The organism is Pseudomonas sp. Seg1, from assembly GCF_018326005.1.
GTDB lineage: Bacteria > Pseudomonadota > Gammaproteobacteria > Pseudomonadales > Pseudomonadaceae > Aquipseudomonas.
On sequence record NZ_AP021903.1, the window covers coordinates 2275768 to 2294441 of the forward strand.

Consider the following 18674-nt stretch of genomic DNA (forward strand, 5'->3'; position numbering starts at 1 on the left):
TCGGCCTCACAAGCCAAAGGGTTATTGATAAGCCCAGGGCATAGAAACAAGCTGATGAGGAACCGTCTGATGGCCGGCAAAACGCTCTACGACAAGCTCTGGGATTCGCATTTGGTCAAGCAGCGCGACGATGGCTCGGCGCTGATCTACATCGATCGTCACATCATCCATGAAGTGACCTCGCCGCAAGCCTTTGAAGGCCTGCGTCTGGCCGGGCGCAAGCCTTGGCGCATCGATGCCAACATCGCGACCCCGGACCACAACGTACCGACCACGCCAGAGCGCAAGGGCGGCATCGAAGCGATTGCCGATCAGGTCTCGCGTTTGCAGGTTCAGACCCTCGATGACAACTGCGATGAATACGGCATCGTCGAGTTCAAGATGAACGACATCCGCCAAGGCATCGTCCACGTGATCAGCCCGGAGCAGGGCGCAACCTTGCCGGGCATGACCGTGGTCTGCGGCGACTCGCACACCTCGACCCACGGCGCTTTCGGCGCGCTAGCTCACGGTATCGGCACCTCCGAGGTCGAGCACGTGCTCGCCACCCAGTGCCTGGTCGCCAAGAAAATGAAAAACATGCTGGTGCGCGTCGAAGGGCAATTGCCGTTCGGTGTGACCGCCAAGGACATCGTCCTCGCCGTGATCGGCAAGATCGGCACGGCCGGCGGTAACGGCCACGCCATCGAGTTCGCCGGCAGCGCGATCCGCGACTTGTCCGTCGAAGGCCGCATGACTATCTGCAACATGTCCATCGAAGCCGGCGCCCGTGTGGGTCTGGTGGCGGCGGACGAAAAGACTGTCGAATACGTCAAGGGTCGTCCGTTCGCTCCGAAGGGCGCGCAATGGGACATGGCCGTCGAAGCCTGGAAAGACTTGGTCTCCGACGCCGATGCCAAGTTTGACACCGTGGTTGAACTGGACGCCGCGCAGATCAAGCCGCAAGTCAGCTGGGGCACTTCCCCGGAAATGGTTCTGGCCGTTGATCAGAACGTGCCGGATCCGGCCAAAGAGATGGATCTGGTCAAACGCGACTCGATCGTCCGCGCCCTGAAATACATGGGTTTGACCGCCAATCAGGCGATCACCGACATTCAACTGGATCGCGTGTTCATCGGTTCCTGCACCAACTCGCGGATCGAAGACTTGCGTGCTGCTGCGGTGATCGCCAAGGGCCGCAAAGTCGCTTCGACCATCAAGCAAGCCATCGTGGTGCCGGGTTCGGGTCTGGTGAAAGCGCAGGCTGAAGCCGAAGGTCTCGACAAGATTTTCCTCGAAGCCGGTTTCGAATGGCGTGAGCCGGGTTGCTCGATGTGCCTGGCGATGAACCCGGACCGTTTGGAGTCCGGCGAGCATTGCGCCTCGACCTCCAACCGTAACTTCGAAGGCCGTCAGGGCGCCGGTGGCCGTACCCACCTCGTCAGCCCGGCCATGGCGGCTGCGGCAGCGGTGAACGGTCGTTTCATCGACGTTCGTGAATTGATTTAAAGGAGCGCAGCATGAAAGCTTTTACTCAGCACACTGGTCTTGTCGCGCCTTTGGATCGTGCCAACGTCGACACCGACCAAATCATTCCGAAACAGTTTTTGAAGTCGATCAAGCGCACCGGTTTCGGTCCGAACCTGTTCGACGAATGGCGTTACCTCGATGTCGGCCAGCCGTATCAGGACAACTCCAAGCGTCCGCTGAACAAGGACTTCGTCCTCAACGCCGAGCGTTATCAAGGCGCCAGCGTGTTGCTGGCCCGGGAGAACTTCGGTTGCGGCTCCAGCCGTGAACACGCGCCGTGGGCACTGGAGGAGTACGGTTTCCGCAGCATCATCGCGCCGAGCTACGCCGACATCTTCTTCAACAACAGCTTCAAGAACGGCTTGTTGCCGATCATCTTGAGCGACGCGGAAGTCGATGAACTGTTCAAGCAGGTCGAGGCCGAGCCGGGTTATCAATTGCAGGTTGATCTGCAGGCGCAGACCGTGACCCGTCCGGATGGCAAGGTGTACAGCTTTGAAATCGATGCGTTCCGCAAGCACTGCCTGTTGAATGGTCTGGACGATATCGGTTTGACCTTGCAGGACGGTGATGCGATTGCCACCTTCGAGGCCAAACACCGCGTTAGCCAGCCTTGGTTGTTCCGCGACGCGTGATTGATTCGAGATTGATGTAGTCGGGGCCGGCCCCATCGCTGGCAAGCCAGCTCCCACAGGGATTTGCGGTGTTCACAAAACCTGTGGGAGCTGGCTTGCCAGCGATGAGGCCGGAACAGACACCACAAGATCAAAGGAAGTCCCCATGACCAGCACCGCCCAGCACAGTCAGGTTGTCCAGAAGCAATTCGGTGAACAGGCCGCCGCCTACCTGAGCAGCGCCGTTCACGCTCAAGGCACCGAATTTGCGCTGCTACAGGCCGAACTGGCCGGGCAGGGCAATGCCCGGCTGCTGGATCTGGGGTGCGGCGCCGGCCACGTGAGTTTCCACGTCGCACCGCTGGTCAACGAAGTGGTCGCTTACGACCTGTCGCAGCAAATGCTCGACGTGGTCGCTGCCGCTGCCGTTGATCGCGGCATGAGCAACATTGTCACGGTCAACGGCGCCGCTGAGCGCCTGCCGTTTGCCGACGGTGAGTTCGACTTCGTGTTCAGCCGTTATTCGGCGCATCACTGGAGCGATCTCGGTGTGGCACTGCGCGAAGTGCGCCGGGTGCTGAAACCGGGCGGTGTGGCGGCGTTCGTTGACGTGTTGTCACCGGGCAGCCCGCTGTTCGACACTTACCTGCAAAGCGTCGAAGTGCTGCGCGACACCAGCCATGTGCGCGATTATTCCGCTGGCGAGTGGTTGCGTCAGGTCAGCGAGGCCGGGCTGCATACCCGCAGCACCACGCGGCAGCGTCTGCGCCTGGAGTACAGCAGTTGGGTCGAGCGCATGCGTACACCCGAAGTGATGCGCGCGGCGATCCGCCAGTTGCAGCAGTCGATGGGCAACGAAGTGCGCGAATATTTTGAGATTGATGCCGATGGTTCGTTCAGTACAGATGTAATCGTGCTGATGGCAGAACGCTAAAAGAATTTTTCCGGGCGTGCCGGTTAACGGCGCACCGACTGAAGACACGAGGAAAGCATGAGCAAGCAGATTCTGATTCTCCCAGGCGACGGTATTGGTCCGGAAATCATGGCCGAAGCGGTCAAGGTGCTGGAACTGGCAAACGACAAGTACAGCCTGGGCTTCGAGCTGAGCCATGACGTGATCGGTGGCGCCGCCATCGACAAGCACGGCGTGCCGCTGGCCGACGAAACCCTCGACCGTGCCCGCGCCGCCGACGCCGTGCTGCTGGGCGCGGTGGGCGGCCCGAAATGGGACACCATCGAGCGCGATATTCGTCCTGAACGCGGTCTGCTGAAAATCCGTGCGCAATTGGGTCTGTTCGGCAACCTGCGTCCGGCGATTCTCTATCCGCAACTGGCTGACGCTTCGAGCCTGAAGCCGGAAATCGTTGCCGGTCTGGATATCCTGATCGTGCGCGAACTGACCGGCGGCATTTACTTCGGCGCGCCACGCGGCACCCGTACCCTGGAAAGCGGCGAGCGTCAGGCCTACGACACCCTGCCGTACAGCGAAAGCGAAATCCGCCGCATTGCCCGCGTCGGTTTCGACATGGCCATGGTCCGTGGCAAAAAACTCTGCTCGGTGGACAAGGCCAACGTCCTCGCATCCAGCCAGCTGTGGCGTGAAGTGGTCGAGCAAGTGGCGAAAGACTATCCAGAAGTCGAACTGAGTCACATGTACGTCGACAACGCCGCCATGCAACTGGTGCGCGCGCCGAAGCAGTTCGACGTGATCGTCACCGACAACCTGTTCGGCGACATCCTGTCCGACGAAGCGTCGATGCTCACCGGCTCCATTGGCATGCTGCCGTCGGCCTCGCTGGATTCGAACAACAAGGGCATGTATGAGCCTTGCCACGGTTCGGCGCCGGACATCGCCGGCAAAGGCATTGCCAACCCGTTGGCAACGATTCTGTCGGTGTCGATGATGCTGCGTTACAGCTTCAATCTGCACGACGCGGCTGATGCCATCGAGAAGGCGGTCAGCGTGGTGCTTGATCAAGGCTTGCGCACCGGCGACATCTATTCGGCCGGTTGCACCAAAGTCGGTACGCAGGAAATGGGCGACGCAGTAGTCGCCGCGCTGCGGAATCTGTAATCTCTCGGGCCCGCTGCGAAATTCAATACAAAGCAGCGGCCCACTTTTCAAGAAGGTGTAGTTGCGATGAAACGTGTAGGTCTGATCGGTTGGCGCGGCATGGTCGGTTCCGTGCTCATGCAGCGGATGCTGGAAGAGCAGGACTTCGATCTAATCGAGCCAGTGTTTTTCACCACTTCCAATGTCGGTGGCCAAGGCCCGTCCGTGGGCAAGGACATTGCTCCGCTCAAGGACGCTTACAGCATTGAAGAGCTGAAGACCCTCGACGTGATCCTGACCTGCCAGGGCGGTGACTACACCAGCGAAGTATTCCCGAAGCTGCGCGAAGCCGGCTGGCAGGGATACTGGATCGACGCGGCCTCGAGCCTGCGGATGAACGATGACGCAGTGATCATTCTCGATCCGGTCAACCGCAAGGTCATCGACCAGCAACTCGACGCGGGCACCAAGAACTACATCGGCGGCAACTGCACCGTCAGCCTGATGCTGATGGGCCTGGGCGGTCTGTTCGAAGCCGGTCTGGTCGAGTGGATGAGCGCCATGACCTATCAGGCGGCTTCCGGTGCCGGCGCGCAGAACATGCGTGAACTGATCAAGCAAATGGGCGCGACCCACGCCGCTGTCGCTGATCAACTGGCCGATCCGGCCAGCGCGATCCTCGACATCGACCGTCGCGTTGCCGAGGCCATGCGCAGCGATGCGTACCCGACCGAAAACTTCGGCGTACCGCTGGCCGGCAGCCTGATCCCGTGGATCGACAAGGAACTGCCGAACGGCCAGAGCCGTGAAGAGTGGAAGGCCCAGGCCGAGACCAACAAGATCCTCGGTCGCTTCAAGAGCCCAATCCCGGTCGACGGCATCTGCGTGCGCATCGGCGCCATGCGTTGCCACAGCCAGGCGCTGACCATCAAGCTGAACAAAGACGTGCCGATCGCCGATATCGAAGGGCTGATCAGCCAGCACAACCCTTGGGTCAAACTGGTGCCGAACCAGCGCGAAATCAGCATGCAGGAGCTGAGCCCGACCAAGGTCACCGGCACCCTGAATGTTCCGGTCGGCCGTCTGCGCAAGCTGAACATGGGTTCACAATTCGTCGGTGCCTTCACCGTCGGCGACCAACTGTTGTGGGGCGCGGCCGAACCGCTGCGTCGCATGCTGCGGATTTTGCTGGAGCGTTGATCGCTTGATGCAATGAAAGAACCCGTGCCTTGTGAGAGGTGCGGGTTTTTTTATCCCTGATGGTTCTCGGTCGTCGGGTCTGGCCCCATCGCTGGCAAGCCAGCTCCCACATTGGTCGATGTTGCCCACAAATGTTATGCACAACACATAAACCTGTGGGAGCTGGCTTGCCAGCGATGGGGACGGCACAGGCGCCACAAATCCCGGCAGAAATTGCCTGTGCGCCAGTCACCCGGTAAAGTGCCGCTCCCCCCGTTTCGCCAGAGGCTCGCACCATGACCCAGACCCTAGATATTGCCGTGATCGGCGCCACCGGTACTGTCGGCGAAACCCTCGTACAGATTCTTGAAGAGCGCGACTTCCCGGTCGGCAATCTGCACCTGTTGGCCAGCAGCGAATCCGCCGGCAGTTCGGTGCTGTTCCGCAACAAGAACGTGCGTGTGCGTGAAGTCGACGAGTTCGATTTCAGCAAGGTCAAACTGGTGTTCTTCGCTGCCGGCCCGGCCATCACCCTGAGCTACGCTGCTCGCGCGCAAGCTGCCGGCTGCTCGCTTATCGACTTGTCCGGCGCCTTGCCGGCCGATCAGGCGCCGCAAGTGGTGCCGGAAGCCAATTCCGATGTGCTCGCTGGTTTGAAAGCGCCGTTCCAGGTCAGCAGCCCAAGCCCGTCGGCCGCCACGCTCGCCGTGGTGCTGGCACCGTTGCTCGATCTGATCGACCTGCAATACGTCAACGTCACCGCCAATCTGGCCGTTTCCGCTCAGGGTCGCGAGGCCGTCACCGAACTGGCGCGTCAGACTGCCGAGCTGCTGAACATGCGCCCACTGGAGCCGACATTCTTTGATCGGCAGATGGCCTTCAACCTGCTGGCTCAGGTCGGTACGCCTGACGCGCAAGGCCACACGCTGCTGGAAAAGCGTCTGGTGCGCGAGCTGCGCCAAGTGCTGGCGCAGCCTTTATTAAAGATTTCCGCAACTTGTGTTCAAGCCCCGGTGTTTTTTGGCGATAGCTTTAGCGTGACCTTGCAGTCAGCGCAGGCCGTCGACCTGGAAAAGGTCAACGCCGCACTGGAAGATGCACCCGGTATCGAGCTGGTCGAAGCCGGCGATTATCCGACCGCAGTCGGTGACGCGGTAGGGCAGGACGTTGTCTATGTCGGTCGGGTGCGCAGCGGTGTCGACGACCCGGCGGAACTTAATCTGTGGCTGACGTCAGATAACGTACGCAAAGGCGCCGCCCTTAACGCTGTGCAGGTGGCCGAATTGTTGATAAAAGACCTGCTGTAAAAGATACTTGGCAACAATTTGTCGACTGATTCTAGGTGAGCGCTATGCTTGCCCGCAGCACTCGATAACGTTTCACCCTCCGGGACTTTCCGGGGCATCAAAGAAATGATCGCGCGCGACATCTGTCGTCGTCGCGCGCAATGCCTTACGGCAGCGGTATTCAACATCTTCTCGCTGGCCGAGGAACGTTCAAACAAAGGATGAGGCTATGGTTCAAGTTCGCAAACTGGTGTTAGCAATAGCGGCCGCCTCGGCGCTGTCCTCCGGTATGGCGCATGCCCTCGGGCTCGGGGAGCTGACCCTGAAGTCGACCCTGAACCAGCCGCTGGTGGCTGAAATCGAGCTGCTCGACGTCAAGGATCTCACCGCTGCCGAAGTGGTGCCGAGCCTGGCTTCCCCTGAAGATTTCGCCAAGGCCGGCGTTGATCGCCAGGCCTTCCTCAACGATCTGACCTTTACCCCGGTGCTCAACGCCAGCGGCAAAAGCGTGCTGCGCGTCACGTCGAGCAAGCCGCTGTCGGAACCGATGGTCAAATTCCTCGTGCAGGTGATGTGGCCCAATGGCCGCCTGCTGCGCGATTACAGTGTGCTGCTGGATCCATCGAAGTTCTCGCCGCAGACCGCTGATGCGGCCGCGCAACCGGCGCCGTCGCAGACTATTGCCGCACCGACCACGGGCGCCACGCACCCGACTCAATACACCACAACGCCTCGCGATACCTTGTGGGAAATCGCCGCGAAGGCGCGCACCGGCGGTTCGGTGCAGCAGACCATGCTGGCGATTCAGGCGCTGAACCCCGATGCGTTTATCGGTGGCAACATCAACCGGCTGAAAACCGGTCAGGTGCTGCGTCTGCCCGATTCGGTGCAAAGCACTGCGCTGCCGCAAACCAAGGCAATCGCTGAAGTCGCGGCGCAGAACGAAGCCTGGCGTCAGGGCCGTCGTTACGTGGCCAAACCTGGCACCGGTCAGCAGCAGCTCGACGCGACCAATCGTGGTCGCGCCAACACCGGCGCCGCGCAGAACACCAGCGACAACCTGAGCCTGGTCTCCGCCGAAAGCGCCAAGGCGCGTGGCAAAGGCCCGGCGGGCGACGCCAAGGCGTTGAGCAACAAATTGGCGGTGACTCAGGAAAGCCTCGACACGACTCGTCGTGACAACGAGGAACTGAAAAGCCGCATGTCCGATCTGCAAAGCCAGTTGGACAAGCTGCAAAAACTGATCGAGCTGAAGAACAATCAACTGGCGAAGATGCAGGCTGAAGGGGCGGGCGCTGCGCCTGCTGCGAATGCCGCTGTTGCACCGGTTCCGGCGATCACCGCTGAACTGGCCGCAACACCGCCAGCAACACCGCCAGCAACGCCGGCAGAAGCGGCCTCGCCGACGCCAGAATCCGCCATTGCGCCGCCGGTCGATACACCCGCTGAAACGCCGGTGGTCGAGCCCAAGCCTGTGGTCGATGACGAGAAGACGTTCAACGAGCTGCTGACCAATCCGATCCTGCTGGGTCTGATCGGCGGCGGTGCAGTGGTTCTGCTGCTCTTGCTGTTGCTGCTGGCCCGTCGTCGCAAAGCACAGCAGGAAGCCGAGAAGCATCTGCGCATGGCTCGCGCCCTGTCTGAAGAGCAAGAATTCTCCGCCGAGCAGGATCTGCCGGAAAGCAGCTTCGAAGGTCTGGAAACCCCGGCCGCCAGCGTCAAGCTCAATACACCGGCTCCTGCGCCAGCACCTGCTCCAGCTCCGATCGTCGCGCCGGTGGTCATGGCTGAACCGATTGCCGCGCCACTGGTGGCCCCGGCCGCCGATCGCTCGGATGACGTGCTGGACAAGGCTCAGTCGCACATCAATGCCGGTCGCTTGAATCAGGCGGCTGCGCTGCTGGAAGAGGGCGTCAGCCTTGAGCCGCAGCGTAGCGATCTGCGCCTGAAGCTGATGGAAGTCTACGGTCAGCAAGGCGATCGCGATGCGTTCGTCGGTCAAGAGCGTCAACTGGTTGCCAACGGCGACAACTTCGCCAAGGTCGAAGAGCTGAAAAGCCGCTTCCCGGCCATGGCTGTTGTGGCTGCTGCCGGTCTGGCTGCCGCTGCTGTCGCTGCCGAGCTGGACGCACAGTACGTCAAGGACTTGCTGCTGGATGAGCCGGAAGTAGCGGAGCCCGCTCCGGCGCCGGTCGAAGATGATCTGGACAGCGCGTTCGACCTGAGTCTGGACGATCTCGACAACATCACCCCGGTCACCCCTGAGCCCGTGGTCGAGCCGCAAGCGCCAGTCGAGCTGGACGAGTTCCCGTCGGACGATGACCTGAGCTTCGAATCGGTGCTGCAACAGCAGACCGAGATCAAAGAAAATCTTGACGATCTGTCGGACTTCGACCTGGATCTGGACCTCGGTGCCGAGCCAGCGCCAGCGGTTGATCTGGCGGACGATGACTTCCTGCTGGATCTGGACGAAGGCGTGAAGGATCTGCCGCCGGTCGAGCCGCCGGTCGTCGCTGACGTGCCGCAGGATGATCTGGAGCTGCCGGCCGACTTCGATCTGTCGCTGGCCGACGAAATGGACAGCAATCCTGCGGCTGAACCTGATGCGTTCGCTTCTGAACTGGATGACGTCAACGCTGAGCTGGATCGTCTGTCGCAAAGCATCGCCGAGCCGACCTTTACTGAAGCTGATGCGGCTATCGGTGATGATCTGGGCGAAGACGATTTTGACTTCCTCGCGGGTACTGACGAAGCCGCCACCAAGCTCGATCTGGCCCAGGCCTACATTGACATGGGCGACAACGACGGCGCGCGCGACATCCTCAACGAAGTGTTGACCGAGGGTGACGAGAAGCAGCGTGGCGAAGCCAAGGAAATGCTTTCGAATCTGGCTTGATTCAGCGGTAACAAAAAAAACGGCAGCCATTGAGGCTGCCGTTTTTGTTTGGGCTGGATGCTGTTTGCCTGAGCTATCGCCATCGCTGGCAAGCCAGCTCCCACAGTTTTGGCGGCGCACGCAATTTCCGTGGGAGCTGGCTTGCCAGCGATGGCGCCAGATCAGACGACAGAGAACTCTCTGGCATCCACTGACCACGGCCCTATAATGCTCGCCTTTGCAAAAACAGCAGGCTGTCTCACCTTGGCAAACATAGATAACCCGGCCGCCGAAATGGCGCCCGACGGCTTTTACCGCGTCGCGCTTGGCGTTGAATACAAAGGCTCGCGCTACAGCGGCTGGCAGCGTCAGTTGACCGGCGTAGCCACGGTGCAAGAAGAGCTCGAGAAGGCCTTGTCGAAAGTCGCCAACTCGCCGGTCTCGCTGCAGTGCGCCGGGCGTACCGACGCTGGTGTGCACGCCTGCGGCCAAGTGGTGCATTTCGATACAACGGTTGATCGTTCGCTGAAAGCCTGGGTCATGGGCGCCAATATCAATTTGCCCCACGACATCAGCGTCAGTTGGGCGCGAGTGATGCCGGCGCATTTCCATGCGCGGTTCAAAGCCATCGCCCGGCGTTATCGCTACGTGATCTACAACGATCAGATTCGTCCGGCGCACCTCAACGAAGAAATCACCTGGAACCACCGCCCGCTGGATGTCGAGCGCATGGCCGAGGCCGCGCAATATCTGATCGGGACCCATGATTTCAGCGCCTTCCGTGCCGGTCAGTGCCAGGCCAAGTCACCGATCAAGAAGATGCACCACCTGCGCGTGACCCGCCACGGCAAGATGATCGTGCTCGACATCCGCGCCAACGCTTTTCTGCATCACATGGTGCGCAACATTGCCGGTGTGCTGATGACCATTGGTGCCGGCGAGCGACCGGTCGAGTGGATGAAAGAGGTGCTGGAGAGCCGCGAGCGCCGCTCCGGGGGTGTGACAGCGCATCCTTACGGGTTGTATCTGGTGCAGGTCGAGTATCACGACGAATTCCCGTTGCCCGAGCGTTTTATCGGGCCACATTTCCTTACGGGTTTCTCCGAACTTGACGGCTGACGCCCTCGAACGCTTTTGTTACCATCCGGGACTTTCCCGGATTTTACCTTGGAGTTTTTCTCGACATGTCAGCCGTTCGCAGCAAGATCTGCGGGATTACCCGCATAGAAGATGCGCTGGCAGCCGTCGAAGCCGGGGCTGATGCGATCGGGTTCGTGTTCTACGCCAAGAGTCCGCGTGCGGTAAACGTGCAGCAGGTGCGAGCGATCATCAAGGCGTTGCCGCCGTTTGTGACTACGGTGGGCCTGTTCGTCAACGCCAGTCGCTGTGAGTTGGGCGAGATTCTCGATGCCGTGCCACTGGATCTGTTGCAGTTCCACGGTGATGAATCGGCAGAGGAGTGCGAAGGCTGGCATCGTCCGTACATCAAGGCGCTGCGAGTCAAGGCCGGCGATGACATCGCTGCGTCCGTCGATGCATACCCAAGCGCCAGTGGCGTGCTGCTCGACACTTATGTCGAAGGCGTGCCCGGCGGAACCGGCGAGGCCTTCGACTGGTCTTTGATTCCGCAAGGTTTGAGCAAGCCCTTGATTCTGGCGGGCGGTCTGACCCCGGAAAATGTCGCAGACGCTGTGGCCCGGGTGAAACCCTACGCCGTCGACGTCAGTGGCGGGGTAGAAGCGAGTAAAGGCATCAAGGATCACGTGAAGGTTCGGGCGTTTATCGACGCCGTACGCAAAGCTCCATATTGATGTGACGGCTGGCAGTCTGCCGCCGTCCATCAATGCACTTGCACAAAGCAGGCGCGGCTGAGGGTTTGTTAGCAGTACGCAGGTCATGTTTCGCGCTGACCGTGGCTGTTCACCCATCATCGCCACACACATGAATTTAGCTGAAGGGCATACGCGGGGCTGCGAACCAGAGCGTTCGGGCCGCCGGTACTGGAGAAAGAAAGCATGAGCAACTGGTTAGTAGACAAACTGATCCCTTCGATCATGCGTTCGGAGGTCAAGAAGAGCTCGGTGCCTGAAGGTCTGTGGCACAAATGCCCGTCCTGCGAGGCTGTGCTGTACCGTCCGGAGCTGGAAAAGACCCTGGATGTTTGCCCAAAGTGCAACCACCACATGCGCATCGGCGCACGTGCACGCATCGACATCTTCCTCGATGCCGAGGGTCGCAACGAACTGGGCGCCGATCTGGAGCCGGTTGACCGTCTGAAATTCCGCGACGGCAAGAAGTACAAGGATCGCCTGACCGCTGCCCAGAAGCAGACCGGCGAGAAAGATGCGCTGATCTCCGTCAGCGGCACCCTGCTGGGTATGCCGGTGGTGGTTTCAGCGTTCGAATTCAGCTTCATGGGCGGTTCCATGGGCGCCATCGTCGGCGAGCGCTTCGTTCGCGCTGCCAACTACGCGCTGGAAAATCGTTGCCCGATGATCTGCTTTGCCGCTTCCGGCGGTGCGCGCATGCAGGAAGCCCTGATCTCGCTGATGCAGATGGCCAAGACTTCGGCTGTGCTGGCGCGTCTGCGTGAAGAAGGCATTCCGTTCATCTCCGTGCTGACCGACCCGGTCTACGGTGGTGTTTCCGCCAGTCTGGCGATGCTCGGTGACGTGATCGTCGGTGAGCCGAAAGCCCTGATCGGCTTCGCCGGTCCGCGTGTGATCGAGCAGACCGTTCGCGAAAAACTGCCGGAAGGCTTCCAGCGCAGCGAGTTCCTGCTGGAACACGGTGCGATCGACATGATCATCCATCGTCAGGAGCTGCGTCCGCGCCTGGGTAACCTGCTGGCACAAATGACCGGCAAGCCGACGCCGAAATTCGTCGCCGCGCCGATCGAGCCGATCGTCGTTCCGCCGGTGCCTGCCAACGTATGATCGAGCGCACCCTTGGCGAGTGGCTCGCCTACCTGGAGCAGTTGCATCCGTCCGCCATCGACATGGGCCTGGAGCGTTCGCAACAGGTAGCGTCCCGCATGGGGCTGGGCCAGCCGGCGCCTCGGGTGATTACGGTCACCGGCACCAACGGCAAGGGTTCGACCTGCGCGTTCGTGGCTTCATTGCTGCGCGCGCAGGGCCTGAGCGTTGGTGTCTACAATTCCCCGCACCTGCTGCGTTATAACGAGCGGGTGCAGCTCAATGGCGTCGAAGCCACTGACGCGCAGCTGTGCGAAGCCTTTGCTGCGGTCGAGGCCGGGCGCGGCGAAACCTCCCTGACTTACTTCGAAATGGGCACCCTGGCGGCGTTCTGGCTTTTCCAACAAGCCGGACTTGACGCCGTGGTGCTGGAAGTCGGTCTGGGTGGGCGTCTGGACACGGTCAACGTGGTCGATGCCGATATCGCACTGGTTACCAGCATCGGTGTTGATCACGCCGATTATCTGGGTGATACCCGTGAATCCGTGGCTTTCGAGAAAGCCGGGATTTTCCGCCATGGCAAACCGGCCTTGTGTGGTGACCTCAATCCTCCGCAACCGTTGCTCGACAAGGCGCGGGAACTGGCTTGCCCGTTCTTCCTGCGCGGGCGTGATTTCGATCTCGGTATCACCGATCAACATTGGCAGTGGCGCGGTACCGACGCGCAGGGGCAGGTTGTCGAGCTGCACGATTTGCCGCTGCTCGATCTGCCGATGGAAAACGCCGCGCTGGCGTTGCAGGCCTATCTGTTGCTCGGTTTGCCATGGGAGGCGCAACAGATTATTGCGGCTCTGCAGGGGACTCGCGTAGTCGGACGTCTGGATCGCCGTTCGTTCGAATTCGATGGCAAACGCCTGAACCTGCTGCTGGATGTGGGTCATAACCCGCACGCGGCGGAGTATCTGGCCCGCCGTCTGGCCTCGCGACCGCCGGTCGGCAAGCGTCTGGCGGTGTTTGGACTGCTGGCGGACAAGGATCTGGATGGTGTTATCGGCGAATTGAATGCTAGTGTCGAGCACTGGGCCGTAGCGCCGCTGGATTCGCCGCGCGCTCGTCCGGTTGCAGAATTAGACGCTGCATTGCAGAACCTTGGCGCATCGGTCACGTCTTACGACAGTGTTGCCGCCGCTCTGGAAGGGCAGTGTGCAGTAGCAACCAGTGACGACGAGATTCTGTTGTTCGGATCATTTTATTGTGTCGCCGAGGCCCTTGAATGGCTGGCCCGGCGCTCCACGGAGGAAGCGGCAAATGGCTTTGCTGGATAAAGCGTACAAGCAGCGCATGGTCGGTGCCCTGGTGCTGGTGGCGCTGGCGGTGATCTTCCTGCCAATGCTGTTTTCCCGCCAGGATGAGCAGCGTCAGGTGACTGTCGATGCGCCCGCCGCGCCGCACGCACCTGTCGTGCCGCAAGTGCAGATGGAAACCGTGGCCGTTCCCGAGCCGCAGGCCTTGCCGCAAGAGCCGGTGCCGACGGATGAAGACGTCGCAGAAGACACTGCGCCTGCTGTCCCGGTTGCTCCGACGCCAGCGCCCGCTGCCCCCATCGCCATCGTCAAACCTGCAGCGCCGCCTGCGGTGGCCAAGCCGATTCCGGCGCCTGCGCAGCCTATCGCCGCTGCATCGTCCAGGCCTGACACCACGCAAAGTCGCGTCGATGCCAACGGTCTGTCGGTCAGCTGGTCGGTGCAACTGGCCAGCCTGTCGAGTCGCGCCAGTGCTGAAAGCCTGCAGAAAACCCTGCGCAGCCAGGGTTATAACGCCTACATCCGTTCTGCCGATGGCAAGAACCGGGTGTTCGTCGGTCCACTGATCGAGCGCGCCGAAGCCGATCGTCTGCGTGATCTGTTGGGTCGTCAGCAGAACCTCAAGGGTTTTGTCGTGCGCTTCCAGCCCGAGCGCGGCTGAAAACTATCACTTCGATTGAAATGCACTGAAAATCGCAGCTTACCGACAGCCATGCGCTCTGCTAAAATGCGCCGCCTTATCCGTCTGTAGGCTGCACTGTGCCATTTACCTGGGTTGACTGGGCGATCGTTGCAATCATCGCCATCTCCGCTTTGATCAGTTTGAGCCGCGGCTTCGTCAAGGAGGCATTATCGCTGGTGACCTGGATCATCGCAGGAGTCGTCGCCTGGATGTTCGGTGGCTCACTGTCCGAGTACCTCGCCGGATACATCGAAACCCCATCGGCTCGCGTGATCGCGGGCTGTGCCATCATGTTTGTCGCCACACTGATCGTGGGCGCAATGATCAATTATCTTATCGGCGAGTTGGTTCGCGTCACCGGGTTGTCCGGGACCGATCGATTCCTCGGCATGGCCTTCGGCGCTGCGCGTGGCGTGTTGCTGGTGGTCGTGGCGGTCGGGCTGTTGAGCCTGGGGCCGGTACAGCAGGACGGGTGGTGGAAAGAATCACAGCTCGTGCCAAAGTTTCTATTGGTCGCCGACTGGTCCAAAAACCTGATTCTCGGGTGGAGCAGTCAGTGGCTTGCCAGCGGAATCAGCGTACCCGCTGATATTCCGTTCAAGGAGCAACTCTTGCCGTCGGCCAAAACGCCTCAGTGAGTGTTGTTCAGTTCAGATCCATTAAGTAGGGGTTGCGTCGCATGTGTGGCATCGTCGGTATCGTCGGTAAGTCGAACGTCAATCAGGCGCTGTATGACGCGCTAACCGTGCTCCAGCACCGCGGCCAGGACGCTGCCGGTATCGTGACCAGCCATGATGGCCGGTTGTTCCTGCGCAAGGACAATGGCCTGGTGCGTGACGTGTTCCAGCAGCGTCACATGCAGCGTCTGGTCGGCCACATGGGTATCGGTCACGTCCGTTACCCGACCGCGGGCAGCTCGACTTCGGCCGAAGCCCAACCGTTCTACGTCAACTCGCCTTACGGCATTACCCTGGCGCACAACGGTAACCTGACCAACGTTGAGCAGTTGGCCAAAGAGATCTACGAATCCGATCTGCGTCACGTCAACACCAGTTCCGACTCGGAAGTGCTGCTCAACGTGTTCGCCCACGAGCTGGCCCAGCGCGGCAAGCTGCAGCCGACCGAAGAAGACGTGTTTGCCGCCGTGACCGACGTGCACAACCGTTGCGTCGGTGGTTATGCGGTAGTGGCCATGGTCACCGGTTACGGCATCGTCGGTTTCCGCGACCCGCACGGCATCCGCCCGATCGTTTTCGGCCAGCGTCACACCGACGAAGGCGTCGAGTACATGATCGCCTCGGAAAGCGTTTCGCTGGACGTGCTCGGTTTCACCCTGATTCGCGACCTGGCACCGGGCGAAGCGGTCTACATCACTGAAGACGGCAAGCTGCACACCCGTCAGTGCGCGACCAATCCGTCCCTGACTCCATGCATCTTCGAACACGTCTACCTGGCGCGTCCGGATTCGATCATCGACGGCGTGTCGGTCTACAAGGCCCGTCTGCGCATGGGTGAGAAGCTCGCCGAGAAGATCCTGCGCGAGCGTCCGGAACACGACATCGACGTGGTGATCCCGATTCCGGACACCAGCCGCACCGCAGCGCTGGAGCTGGCCAACCATCTGGGCGTGAAATTCCGCGAAGGTTTCGTCAAGAACCGTTACATCGGCCGGACCTTCATCATGCCGGGCCAGGCCGCTCGCAAAAAGTCGGTACGCCAGAAGCTCAACGCCATCGAGCTGGAATTCCGCGGCAAGAACGTGATGCTGGTCGACGACTCGATCGTACGCGGTACCACTTGCAAGCAGATCATCCAGATGGCCCGTGAAGCCGGCGCGAAAAACGTCTACTTCTGCTCGGCGGCTCCGGCTGTACGCTTCCCGAACGTCTACGGCATCGACATGCCGAGCGCTCACGAACTGATCGCGCACAATCGTTCGACTCAGGACGTGGCAGATCTGATCGGCGCTGACTGGCTGATCTATCAGGACTTGCCTGACTTGATCGAAGCGGTGGGTGGCGGCAAGATCAAGATCGAGAACTTCGATTGCGCAGTGTTCGATGGCAAGTACGTCACCGGCGACGTCGACGAGGCTTACCTGAACAAGATCGAACAGGCACGCAACGATGCCTCGAAGGTCAAGACCCAGGCGGTCAGTGCGATCATCGATCTGTACAACAATTGAGTGATTACCGGCCCTGAGGGGCCGGTTTTGTATCTGACTTTTATTTTTCGAGAACAGGGCAAGGAGTGACAGCATGAGTCAGGAATGGGATGCCGGTCGGCTGGACAGCGACCTCGAAGGCGTAGCGTTCGATACCCTGGCCGTACGTGCCGGTCAGCACCGTACGCCGGAAGGCGAGCACGGTGATCCGATGTTCTTCACCTCCAGCTACGTGTTCCGCACCGCCGCCGATGCGGCCGCACGGTTCGCCGGCGAAGTACCGGGCAACGTGTACTCGCGTTACACCAACCCGACCGTGCGTGCGTTCGAAGAGCGCATTGCCGCGCTGGAAAGTGCCGAGCAGGCGGTTGCTACCGCCACTGGCATGGCCGCGATCATGGCGGTGGTGATGAGCCTGTGCAGTGCCGGCGATCACGTGCTGGTTTCGCGCAGTGTGTTCGGTTCGACCATCAGCCTGTTCGAGAAGTATTTCAAGCGCTTCGGCGTGGAAGTCGATTACGTGCCTTTGGCCGATCTGTCAGGTTGGGATGCGGCAATCAAATCCAACACCAGACTGCTCTTTGTCGAGTCGCCTTCCAATCCGCTGGCTGAGTTGGTGGACATCACCGCGCTGGCAGAAATCGCTCACGCCAAAGGCGCGATGCTGGTGGTGGACAACTGCTTCTGCACGCCTGCGTTGCAGCAGCCGCTGAAAATGGGCGCGGACATCGTTGTGCACTCGGCAACCAAGTTCATCGACGGCCAGGGCCGTTGCATGGGCGGCGTGGTGGCCGGTCGTAGCGAGCAGATGAAAGAAATTGTCGGTTTCCTGCGCACCGCCGGCCCGACCCTGAGCCCGTTCAACGCGTGGATCTTCCTCAAGGGTCTGGAAACCCTGAACCTGCGGATGAAGGCGCACTGCGCCAACGCTCAGCAACTGGCCGAATGGCTGGAGCAGCAGGACGGTATCGAGAAAGTGCACTACGCCGGCCTCAAGAGCCATCCGCAGCATGAACTGGCCCAGCGTCAGCAGAAAGGCTTCGGTGCCGTGGTGAGCTTTGAGGTCAAGGGCGGCAAAGAGGGCGCCTGGCGCTTTATCGATGCGACTCGTCTGATTTCGATCACCGCCAACCTCGGCGACAGCAAAACCACCATCACCCACCCGAGCACCACATCCCACGGTCGTCTGGCGCCTCAGGAGCGTGAAGCGGCGGGCATTCGCGACAGCCTGATCCGTATCGCGGTCGGCCTGGAAGACGTCGCCGACCTGCAAGCCGATCTGGCGCGCGGTCTGGCAGCGCTGTGATCGAGTTGTCCACTCCGAAAGCGGCTACCCATGGTCGCGTTGCACTGGTCACGGGTGCTGCGCGCGGCATCGGTCTGGGGATTGCGGCGTGGCTGATCAGCGAAGGCTGGCAGGTGGTGCTGACAGATCTGGATCGTGCGCGCGGGTCGAAAGTGGCGAAGGTGCTGGGCGAAAACGCCTGGTTCATCGCCATGGATGTGGCGGATGAGGGGCAGGTCGCGCTTGGCGTGGCCGAAGTGCTGGGGCAGTTTGGTCGTCTCGATGCGTTGGTGTGCAACGCAGCCGTGGCCGATCCGCATAACATCACTCTGGAAAGCCTTGATCTGGCTTACTGGAATCGAGTGCTGGCGGTGAACCTCAGTGGCCCGATGTTGCTCGCCAAACACTGTGCGCCTTATCTGCGGGCGCACAACGGGTCGATCGTCAATCTGGCGTCGACTCGGGCCGGGCAGTCGGAGCCGGATACCGAGGCTTATGCAGCGAGCAAGGGGGATTGTTGGCGCTGACGCATGCGTTGGCGATCAGTCTCGGGCCGGAGATTCGCGTCAATGCGGTCAGCCCGGGCTGGATCGATGCGCGGGATCCGTCGGCGCGTCGTGCCGAGCCACTGGCGGATGCCGATCATGCTCAGCACCCGGCGGGCAGGGTAGGGACGGTCGAGGACGTGGCGGCGATGGTGGCGTGGCTGTTGTCGCGCAATGCCGGGTTTGTCACCGGGCAGGAGTTCGTCGTTGACGGCGGCATGACCAAGAAGATGATTTACAAGCAGTGAGAGCCAGCTGCAAGC

At 60.9% G+C, this 18674-nt stretch carries 15 protein-coding genes and 1 pseudogene; all 16 read left to right on the top strand.

Features of this window, described 5'->3' with window-relative positions; genetic code table 11:
- Positions 1-69: 69 nt before the first annotated feature.
- Entirely contained in the window at positions 70-1488 is a 1419-nt protein-coding gene (gene leuC / locus KI231_RS10055; protein ID WP_103304861.1) for a 3-isopropylmalate dehydratase large subunit, read from the top strand.
- A gap of 11 nt (positions 1489-1499) precedes the next feature.
- Positions 1500-2144 (top strand): 3-isopropylmalate dehydratase small subunit, encoded by a 645-nt coding sequence (gene leuD / locus KI231_RS10060; RefSeq protein WP_007913445.1) that lies wholly within the window; start codon positions 1500-1502, stop codon positions 2142-2144.
- A gap of 145 nt (positions 2145-2289) precedes the next feature.
- Positions 2290-3057: a class I SAM-dependent methyltransferase gene (locus KI231_RS10065; RefSeq protein ID WP_213028129.1), complete on the top strand. Its 768-nt coding sequence runs from the start codon at positions 2290-2292 to the stop codon at positions 3055-3057.
- Between the two features lie 57 nt (positions 3058-3114).
- A complete protein-coding gene (gene leuB, locus KI231_RS10070) occupies positions 3115-4197 on the top strand; it encodes a 3-isopropylmalate dehydrogenase (RefSeq protein WP_213028130.1) in 1083 nt (360 codons plus the stop codon).
- A gap of 66 nt (positions 4198-4263) precedes the next feature.
- On the top strand, positions 4264-5376 hold the full coding sequence (gene asd, locus KI231_RS10075; protein WP_007956451.1) for an aspartate-semialdehyde dehydrogenase: 1113 nt from the start codon (positions 4264-4266) through the stop codon (positions 5374-5376).
- A gap of 275 nt (positions 5377-5651) precedes the next feature.
- Positions 5652-6662 (top strand): aspartate-semialdehyde dehydrogenase, encoded by a 1011-nt coding sequence (locus tag KI231_RS10080; RefSeq protein WP_213028131.1) that lies wholly within the window; start codon positions 5652-5654, stop codon positions 6660-6662.
- Positions 6663-6870: 208 nt separating this feature from the next.
- Positions 6871-9537, top strand: coding sequence for a motility hub landmark protein FimV (locus tag KI231_RS10085; protein ID WP_213028132.1), 2667 nt, complete (start codon positions 6871-6873; stop codon positions 9535-9537).
- A 273-nt stretch (positions 9538-9810) separates the two neighbouring features.
- Positions 9811-10635, top strand: a complete 825-nt coding sequence (truA, locus tag KI231_RS10090; RefSeq protein WP_034152768.1) for a tRNA pseudouridine(38-40) synthase TruA — start codon at positions 9811-9813, stop codon at positions 10633-10635.
- 65 nt (positions 10636-10700) lie between these two features.
- The gene (locus KI231_RS10095) at positions 10701-11327 is read left to right on the top strand and encodes a phosphoribosylanthranilate isomerase (protein ID WP_103304866.1); all 627 of its coding nucleotides are present in this window, start codon (positions 10701-10703) and stop codon (positions 11325-11327) included.
- 204 nt (positions 11328-11531) lie between these two features.
- The gene (accD, locus tag KI231_RS10100) at positions 11532-12452 is read left to right on the top strand and encodes an acetyl-CoA carboxylase, carboxyltransferase subunit beta (protein WP_103304867.1); all 921 of its coding nucleotides are present in this window, start codon (positions 11532-11534) and stop codon (positions 12450-12452) included.
- Entirely contained in the window at positions 12449-13756 is a 1308-nt protein-coding gene (gene folC, locus KI231_RS10105) for a bifunctional tetrahydrofolate synthase/dihydrofolate synthase (protein WP_213028133.1), read from the top strand. The genes accD and folC overlap by 4 nt, the downstream gene beginning before the upstream one ends.
- On the top strand, positions 13740-14396 hold the full coding sequence (locus tag KI231_RS10110; protein ID WP_103304869.1) for an SPOR domain-containing protein: 657 nt from the start codon (positions 13740-13742) through the stop codon (positions 14394-14396). The genes folC and KI231_RS10110 overlap by 17 nt, the downstream gene beginning before the upstream one ends.
- Before the next feature lie 98 nt (positions 14397-14494).
- Positions 14495-15055, top strand: a complete 561-nt coding sequence (locus tag KI231_RS10115) for a CvpA family protein (RefSeq protein ID WP_007913461.1) — start codon at positions 14495-14497, stop codon at positions 15053-15055.
- A 41-nt stretch (positions 15056-15096) separates the two neighbouring features.
- A complete protein-coding gene (purF, locus tag KI231_RS10120; protein ID WP_007956466.1) occupies positions 15097-16602 on the top strand; it encodes an amidophosphoribosyltransferase in 1506 nt (501 codons plus the stop codon).
- Between the two features lie 73 nt (positions 16603-16675).
- Positions 16676-17887, top strand: coding sequence for an O-succinylhomoserine sulfhydrylase (locus KI231_RS10125; protein ID WP_213028134.1), 1212 nt, complete (start codon positions 16676-16678; stop codon positions 17885-17887).
- Positions 17884-18659: pseudogene (locus tag KI231_RS10130) on the top strand (SDR family oxidoreductase). The gene KI231_RS10125 and the pseudogene KI231_RS10130 overlap by 4 nt, the downstream one beginning before the upstream one ends.
- Positions 18660-18674 lie beyond the last annotated feature (15 nt).